Origin of the sequence: Bacteroides sp., assembly GCF_030151085.1 — a bacterium.
GTDB lineage: Bacteria > Bacteroidota > Bacteroidia > Bacteroidales > Bacteroidaceae > Bacteroides.
This window is the reverse complement of record NZ_JASLER010000095.1, coordinates 1-6,077: the sequence shown is the minus strand read 5'-3', so window position 1 is coordinate 6,077 and position 6,077 is coordinate 1. Positions and strand designations below refer to the sequence as shown.

At 36.9% G+C, this 6,077-nt stretch carries 3 protein-coding genes and 2 tRNA genes; all 5 read left to right on the top strand.

Features of this window, described 5'->3' with window-relative positions; genetic code table 11:
- On the top strand, nt 1–987 hold a 987-nt coding region (locus Q1W14_RS20750; protein ID WP_300704656.1), incomplete at its 5' end, for an ATP-dependent Clp protease ATP-binding subunit.
- A 110-nt stretch (nt 988–1,097) separates the two neighbouring features.
- Nucleotides 1,098–3,146 carry a molecular chaperone HtpG gene (gene htpG, locus Q1W14_RS20745; RefSeq protein ID WP_300704654.1) on the top strand — a complete coding sequence of 683 codons (2,049 nt, stop codon included), beginning with the start codon at nt 1,098–1,100 and terminating at the stop codon, nt 3,144–3,146.
- 176 nt (nt 3,147–3,322) lie between these two features.
- Nucleotides 3,323–5,623: a patatin-like phospholipase family protein gene (locus tag Q1W14_RS20740; RefSeq protein WP_300704653.1), complete on the top strand. Its 2,301-nt coding sequence runs from the start codon at nt 3,323–3,325 to the stop codon at nt 5,621–5,623.
- Between the two features lie 75 nt (nt 5,624–5,698).
- Nucleotides 5,699–5,772, top strand: a tRNA-Arg gene (locus Q1W14_RS20735).
- 20 nt (nt 5,773–5,792) lie between these two features.
- Nucleotides 5,793–5,866, top strand: a tRNA-Arg gene (locus Q1W14_RS20730).
- The last annotated feature ends 211 nt before the right edge of the window (nt 5,867–6,077 follow it).

Below are 6,077 nucleotides of genomic sequence, written 5' to 3'. Positions count from 1 at the left end.
ATGATGTCCGGAGTACCTGTACAACGTATGGCTCAAGCTGAAGGTGTTAAATTAGCTGGGATGAAGGAAGAATTGCAAGCTAAAGTCATAGCGCAGGATGCTGCTATTGGAAAATTGGTCAAAGCAATTTTACGTAGTCGTGTTGGTTTGAAAGATCCTAACCATCCTATAGGAACATTTATGTTCTTGGGACCTACCGGTGTAGGTAAAACCCATTTGGCGAAGCAATTAGCTAAATATATGTTTGGTTCTACTGATGCACTGATACGAATTGATATGAGTGAATATATGGAAAAGTACACTGTATCACGTATGATTGGCGCTGCTCCCGGTTATGTGGGTTATGAGGAAGGCGGACAATTAACAGAGAAAGTTCGTCGCAAACCATACTCTATTGTATTGCTGGATGAAATTGAAAAAGCTCACCCCGATGTATTTAATATTTTATTGCAAGTGTTGGATGAAGGTCGTTTGACTGACAATTATGGCAGAACCATAGATTTCAAGAATACGGTAATTATTATGACTTCCAATATTGGTACTCGGCAGTTGAAAGAATTTGGTCGTGGAGTTGGATTTGCAGCACAGAATCGTACAGATGATAATGAACATTCTCGTAATGTGATACAAAAGGCCTTGAACAAAACATTTGCTCCAGAATTTTTGAATCGTCTTGATGAGATTATCACCTTCGACCAGCTATCATTAGATGCGATCACGAAGATTGTTGATATTGAGTTGAAAGGCTTATATGAACGTATTGAAGCGATTGGCTTTAGGTTAGCAATAGATGATGATGTGAAGAAATTCTTGGCAGAAAAAGGGTATGATGTACAATTTGGTGCTCGACCGTTGAAACGTGCTATTCAGAATTATCTTGAAGATGGACTTTCTGAGTTGATTATCTCGGCTGAAGTTCAACCTGGAGATACAATTAGTGTTACAGTAGATAAAGAAAAGAATGAGATGAATATGAAGAAGGTATAATGCTTTCTTGTATAAAAGACCGTCAAAATGTCAGTCCATATGGGCTGGCATTTTTTTTGTTTCTTGATTTGCCGGAAATAGAAATATAAACCTAAAAATATTAATGTAGTATGCAAAAAGGAAATATTGGGGTAACTACTGAGAACATTTTCCCCGTAATTAAAAAGTTTTTGTACAGTGATCATGAAATTTTTCTTCGTGAGTTGGTTTCTAATGCCGTTGATGCTACTCAGAAGCTTAAGACATTGGCTTCTATTGGTGAGTATAAAGGAGAAATGGGTGATTTGACCGTACATGTTTCATTAGGAAAAGATACGATTACTGTTTCTGACCGTGGTATCGGTTTGACAGCAGAGGAAATTGACAAATACATCAATCAGATTGCATTCTCCGGAGCAAATGATTTCCTTGAAAAGTATAAGAATGATGCCAATGCTATTATTGGACACTTTGGACTTGGTTTCTACTCTGCCTTTATGGTAGCAAAAAAAGTGGAAATCATCACTAAATCCTGTAAAGAAGGAGCACAAGCGGTAAAATGGTCTTGTGATGGTAGTCCGGAATTCACTATTGAAGATGTGGATAAAGCTGATCGTGGTACAGACATTGTTCTTTATATCGATGATGATTGCAAGGAATTTCTCGAAGAAGCACGTATCTCTTCTTTATTGAAGAAATATTGCAGCTTCCTTCCTATTCCTGTCGCATTCGGCAAAAAGAAAGAATGGAAAGATGGCAAACAGATTGAAACCGCTGAAGATAATATTGTAAATGAAGCAAATCCATTGTGGACTTTGAAACCCAGTGAATTAAAGGACGAGGATTATAAGAAATTCTATCGTGATCTATATCCGATGTCCGATGAGCCACTATTCTGGATTCACTTGAATGTAGACTATCCGTTCCACCTTACTGGTATACTTTATTTCCCGAAGGTGAAAAGTAATATCGAACTGAATAAAAATAAAATTCAACTTTATTGTAATCAAGTATATGTGACAGATTCAGTAGAGGGCATTGTTCCCGATTTCTTAACTCTGTTGCACGGTGTACTCGATTCACCGGATATTCCATTGAACGTTTCTCGTTCTTATTTGCAAAGCGACGCAAATGTGAAGAAAATTTCCACTTATATAACAAAGAAAGTATCTGATCGCTTGCAATCTATTTTCAAGAATGACCGTAAACAATTCGAAGAGAAATGGAATGACCTGAAGATCTTTATCAACTACGGAATGCTTACGCAAGAAGATTTCTATGATAAAGCAAAAGATTTTGCCCTTTTCACCGATACTGATAACAAGTATTATACTTTTGAGGAATATAAAACGTTGATTAAGGACAATCAAACTGATAAAGATGGTAATTTGATTTATTTGTATGCCAATCATAAGGATGAGCAATATAGCTATATTGAAGCAGCAAAAAATAAAGGTTATAATGTCTTATTGATGGATGGGCAACTCGATATTGCATTGGTAAGTATGTTGGAGCAGAAGTTTGAGAAGGTTCGCTTTACACGTGTTGACAGTGATGTGGTTGACAATCTGATTGTAAAAGAAGACAAGAAGGAAGTAGCTTTGGATGCAAACAAACAAGAAGCTCTTTCTGCCATCTTCAAGAGTCAGTTGCCGAAGATAGATAAGACTGAGTTTAATATTATGGCACAGGCATTAGGTGAAAATGCTTCTCCGGTGATGATTACTCAGAGTGAATATATGCGTCGTATGAAAGAAATGGCCAACATTCAAGCTGGAATGAGTTTTTATGGTGAGATGCCTGATATGTTCAATATGGTGTTGAATTCTGATCATAAATTGGTTAAAGAGGTGCTGACAGAGGAAAATAAAGAATGTGCCTCCGCTGTTACTCCTATCCAATCAGAGATGGACGATGTCAACAAACGTCGTGAAGATTTGAGAAAGAAGCAGGAAGGTAAAAAGAGCGAAGACATTTCTACTGCAGAGAAAGATGAAGTTGATCAGTTAGATAAAAAATGGGATGAACTGAAAGCGCAAAAGGATGGTGTTTTCGCTGACTATGCTGCAAAAAATAAAGTTGTCCGTCAATTAATTGATTTGGCACTACTTCAGAATGGCATGTTGAAAGGTGAAGCTTTGAATAATTTTGTTAAGAGAAGCATTGACTTGATAAAATAAGCCTCTTTAAAATTAGAATGCAGGGCATTACAACTTTTGAGAGTTGTAATGCCCTTTTTTTCTTCTTTTCACTGATACAATTATGTTTTTTCTCGTTGAATTCGAAGTTTTTGGAAACTATTGTTTATATTTGGACGGTGAACATATTGCTTATCTCTTACTCGAAAAATTCAATCATGAAAAGATATCTTTTACTATTTTCGTTTCTTTTATGCCTTGTGCCGATGTTACAAGCCCAGAAAGTGGGACTCGTACTGAGTGGTGGTGGAGCAAAAGGAATGACGCATATTGGCATTATTCGGGCTTTGGAAGAAAATAATATTCCTATCGATTACATAACTGGTACATCTATGGGGGCCATTATAGGCTCTTTGTATGCCATGGGATACTCTCCGGATGACATGGAAGCCTTATTGCGTTCACCCGATTTTAAGCGTTGGTACTCGGGAAAAGTTGAATCGAAATACGAATATTATTTTAAGAAAAACCGCCCTTCACCGGAGTTTTTCAATTTACGTTTTGCATTTAAGGACTCGTTGCATACCAAACCACAAATAATACCTACTAGTATGGTCAATCCAATACAGATGAATTTGGTATTCGTGGAATTGTTTGGGCGTGCTACAGCTTCTTGTAATGGTGATTTTAATAATTTATTTGTTCCTTTTCGTTGTATAGCTTCTGATGTATATAACAAAAATCCATTGGTATTACGAAAAGGTGACTTAGGAGATGCTGTACGTGCCTCTATGAGTTTTCCTTTCGTGTTCAAACCTATAGAAATTGATAGTGTTCTAGCATACGATGGTGGAATTTACAATAATTTTCCGACTGATGTGATGCGTGAAGACTTTCATCCGGATATTGTTATAGGAAGTGTGGTAGCTACTAATCCAAGTAAGCCCAAAGAAAATGATCTCATGAGTCAGATTGAGAATATGGTGATGCAAAAAACAGATTATTCTATTCCGGATTCATTGGGAATAGTGATGACTTTTAAATATGATGATGTGAACTTACTCGATTTTGATCGTTTGCAAGAGTTGCATGATATTGGTTACAATAGAACCATTAGTATGATGGATTCTATAAAAAGCCGTATTCATCGACGCGTAAATCTTGATAATGTGCGTTTAAGGCGTTTGGTTTATCGTAGTAACCTGCCACAATTACGATTTCGGGAAATAATTATTGAAGGAGCTAATGCACGTCAGCAGGCATACATAAAAAAGGAATTTCATGATGAAGCGGATGAAATATTTACTTATGAAGATTTGAAACGCGGATATTTCCGTTTGCTGGCAGATAATATGATTTCTGAAATCATTCCACACGCTGTTTATGACACTGAGAGCGATTTATATCAATTGCGTCTTAAAGTAAAGATGGAAGATAATCTTTCTGTGCGGCTTGGTGGAAGTGTTTCTACCACCAGTTCCAATCAGATATATTTAGGGCTTGGGTATCAGAATTTGAATTATTATTCTAAGGAAATCACATTCGATGGTCAGTTGGGAAAGGTTTATAATAACGCCCAATTGATGGCGAAAATTGATTTACCTACCCATATTCCTACATCTTATCGATTTATTGCATCCATCAGTACATTTGATTATTATAAGAAAGATAAGTTGTTTTCTAAAAATGACAAACCCTCATTTAATTCGAAAGATGAACGGTTTGTGAAGTTAATGGTAGCTCTGCCATTCTTGGCTAATAAACGAGCTGAATTTAGTATAGGATATGGTAAATTGGAAGATAATTATTTTCAGTCTAATATTATAGACTTTGATAAAGATCGATCCGACCAAAGTCAATACAAGCTATTGGGAGGTTCCATTGGGTTTTACGGAAGTACATTCAATACTCGCCAATATGCCACAAAAGGTTATTTTGAAAAGCTAGTTGCTCAGATTTTCACAGGAAAGGAAAAGTATATTCCGGGTAACCCTTCACCAACAGAGAAAACTTCGGAGAAAGAGCAGCAGTCCTGGTTACAGATTTCTTATATGAAAGAGGTTTATCATACCATGAGTCCAAAATTTGCATTAGGATGGATGGCGGAAGCATTGTATTCATCGAAGAATTTTTCAGAGAACTTTACTGCTACCATGATGCAAGCCGGAGAGTTTGCACCAACTCCACATAGTAAATTAATGTATAATGAGGCTTTTCGCGCTAATCAGTTTGTAGCGGCTGGTATAAAGCCTATATATGTATTGAATGATATGTTCCAATTCCGTACGGAGTTTTATGGGTTTATGCCTATTTTCCCGATTAAAAGGAATGTATTGAATAAAGCATATTACGGGAAAGCTTTCTCTACTTTTGAATATATGGGAGAAGTTTCTGTGATTTGTCATTTACCTTTTGGAGCTATATCTGCGTATGTAAATCATTATAGCTCACCGAAAAAGGAGTGGAATGTAGGTCTGACAATCGGTTGGCAGCTGTTTAACTATCGCTTTATTGACTAATTTTTTTCAAAAAAAGTTTGTGTATAACTTGCTAATTCAGAAAAAGTCCGTATCTTTGCACCCGTTAAACGAAGAGGCCGCGTAGCTCAACTGAATAGAGTAGCTGACTACGGATCAGCCGGTTACAGGTTTGAATCCTGTCGCGGTCACAAGTTTACAAAATAGAAAGGGTCGCGTAGCTCAACTGAATAGAGTAGCTGACTACGGATCAGCCGGTTACAGGTTTGAATCCTGTCGCGATCACAAAGAACCTCTGCAAGTTTTTCTTGCAGAGGTTCTTTGTTTATGGTCTTAGAAGAATCCTTTGTTTTCACGGATCAACGTAAAACTCTGAGGGATTTTCATTTTATGCATATAATTTAGTAAGTCTGTATAAAAAGAACGCCTTATCTCTGACTCCCCTAAACTGTGCTCTGAAAGCTTTGATCTTCGCATTAAAAGATTCTGCCGCTGC

Excerpts from the sequence above, each read along its gene's own strand:
- Q1W14_RS20740 (WP_300704653.1), top strand. The coding sequence starts at position 3,323 with ATGAAAAGATATCTTTTACTATTTTCGTTTCTTTTATGCCTTGTGCCG.
- htpG (WP_300704654.1), top strand. The coding sequence starts at position 1,098 with ATGCAAAAAGGAAATATTGGGGTAACTACTGAGAACATTTTCCCCGTA.